Source organism: Nocardiopsis sp. NPDC055879 (assembly GCF_053615935.1).
This window is the reverse complement of sequence record NZ_JBSHCT010000079.1, coordinates 1-2,012: the sequence shown is the minus strand read 5'-3', so window position 1 is coordinate 2,012 and position 2,012 is coordinate 1. Positions and strand designations below refer to the sequence as shown.

General features: G+C 61.9%; 4 protein-coding genes. 1 reads left to right on the top strand and 3 read right to left on the bottom strand.

The window, feature by feature from the left end; genetic code table 11:
• A partial coding sequence (locus ACWGKS_RS29860; protein WP_452525066.1) for a UDP-N-acetylglucosamine--N-acetylmuramyl-(pentapeptide) pyrophosphoryl-undecaprenol N-acetylglucosamine transferase occupies window positions 1–513 on the top strand: 513 nt, incomplete at its 5' end.
• Window positions 514–593: 80 nt separating this feature from the next.
• Here the strand turns inward: ACWGKS_RS29860 and ACWGKS_RS29855 are convergent.
• From ACWGKS_RS29855 to ACWGKS_RS29845, 3 genes are read right to left on the bottom strand one after another with little or no spacing between them, the layout of a single operon-like run.
• Window positions 594–791 (bottom strand): DUF397 domain-containing protein, encoded by a 198-nt coding sequence (locus ACWGKS_RS29855; RefSeq protein ID WP_452456911.1) that lies wholly within the window; start codon window positions 789–791, stop codon window positions 594–596.
• Window positions 781–981: a DUF397 domain-containing protein gene (locus tag ACWGKS_RS29850; RefSeq protein ID WP_452525064.1), complete on the bottom strand. Its 201-nt coding sequence runs from the start codon at window positions 979–981 to the stop codon at window positions 781–783. Before ACWGKS_RS29850 ends, ACWGKS_RS29855 begins: the two co-directional genes overlap by 11 nt.
• A 19-nt stretch (window positions 982–1,000) precedes the next feature.
• Window positions 1,001–1,861 (bottom strand): helix-turn-helix domain-containing protein, encoded by an 861-nt coding sequence (locus tag ACWGKS_RS29845; RefSeq protein WP_452456913.1) that lies wholly within the window; start codon window positions 1,859–1,861, stop codon window positions 1,001–1,003.
• Window positions 1,862–2,012 lie beyond the last annotated feature (151 nt).

The window sequence follows — 2,012 nt, the reverse complement described above, 5'->3', positions numbered from 1 at the left end:
GCGCAGGGTTCCGCGCAGATCAACGACAACGTCCGCGCGATCCTGCCCTGGCTGCTCGCCCGTGCGAACGTGGTTCATCAGTGCGGCGCGGCCAACGTCGCGGGTCTCCGAGAGAGCGCACAGCAGCTCCCGCCCGGCCTGGCCGAGCGCTACCACCTGACCGACTTCGTCGGCCCCGAGCTGCCCGACGTGCTGGCGCTGGCGGACGTGGTGATCTCCCGCAGTGGTGCCGGCACCATCGCCGAACTCACCGCCCTGGGTAAGGCGGCGGTGTTCATCCCCCTGGCTTCGTCGGCCGGTAACGAGCAGGCGCACAACGCCCGCCACCTACAGGAGTCCAACGCGGCGGTGGCGCTGCTCGGTGAGGTCACCCCCGTGAGCCTCCAGAGCGCGGTCGAGCCGTTGCTGACGGACCCGGCCCGGCGTGAGGAGATCGCCACCAACGCCCGCGCCCATGGAAGGCCGGACGCGGCGGAGCGCCTGGTGGACGTGCTGCTGAACGCCGCCGAATAGCGGACCCTGCTGGATCGACGAGCATCAGGCCCCACCCGCTGCAAAGCAGGTGGGGCCTGATCGCTGTGTGCGGCCGACCCTCAGGGTCGCGCTTTGGTGGAGTCGATGAAGGTTCGCCACTCGTGGACGTCGAAGAGGAGAGCTCCGAGATCACGGTGGGTGGTGTCCCGCACGGCTGTGCCTGACGGGCTGTCCGCTACCTCCACACACTGGCCGTTTCCGCTGCTGTAGCTGGACTTACGCCAGTTGGCGCTGGATCTGTTTCGTTCAGTCCACATCGTGTCGTGCCGTCCCGAGGAAGGCCTGCCACTCACTTGCGTTGAAGAAGAGTGTGCTGAGCTGACGGTGCTTCGTGTCGCGTATCTCTGCGCCTGTGGGTCCCTCCGAAACTTCCACGCAGTTGTCAGCGGCTGAGGAGTAGCTGGAGGTGTGGAAGGGGCTTGGGTGGTGGTCGGTGGTTGAGCGCATGGTCAAGTCCTGCAATTCATTATCTATTCTGCTGGAGGAGTTCATTAAGTAACGCGGTTGATTCTCCCTGGGAGAGGGCACTTCCGCATGCTTGGGTGAACATGGTCCTGTGAAGTGCCACCTCCTCCTTGCTTTCAAGATAGCCATTGCGTGTGGCCGTCTCAGTGTGGACGATCGACAGATCGAAATCTCCATCGAAGTCCAGGATCATGAACGAGGATCCCAACGCCCCATGCAGCCCTGACCTTAACGGCATGATCTGGATAGAGACTTGAGGAGAACCTTCTGCCACCTCGACCAGGTGCTGTATCTGGGGCCCGAACACATGCGGTGTTCTGGTCAGGCGTTGCACGGCTGCCTCTTCGATGACGAACGAGAGTGTCGGAGGGGAGCTGCGGTTCAAGATCTCTTGGCGTCGCATGCGGGCTTCGACTTTGCGTTCGATTCCATCAGGGCTGAGGAAGGAATAGGAGCGCATGAGGGCATCGGTGTACTCAGGTGTTTGGAGTAGCCCAGGGATGAACACTGGTTCGTAGCTGCTGATCTGGGCGGCCTCATCCTCAAAGGCCGGAAGCGATCCCTCGAACGCATCTCCGTAGGCGACCCACCATCCCTTCTTCTTCGCGTCGCGCATGAGGGTCTCCAGCGATTCTCGGCGCTTGGCGTCTGTGATGCCGAAAAGATCCAGGAGCGCCCTGAGGTCGGTGAGGTTTCCCCTGGTCCAGCGGCCGTTCTCGTAGTTGTGGACCTTTGTCTTTGCCCAGTCAAGCTCAGCCGCCACTTGGTCGAGTGTCAACCCGGCGGCTTCACGCCCCTGCCGAAGCTCGCGAGCCAACTGCCGCTTGCCGACAGTGGGAAGGGGTGGTGGCTTTGCGGCCAAGGTGCTCCTCCTGGGGCTGGGGGCAATGGGACATGTCGCTGATCCTAGTACGAACTTCCGATTGCAGAATCCGACATTCCACACAAAGTAACTTTGGACTTGAAAGTAGGAAGTTCATAGTTAAGGATGAGACTATCCAGTGGCTCGCTGA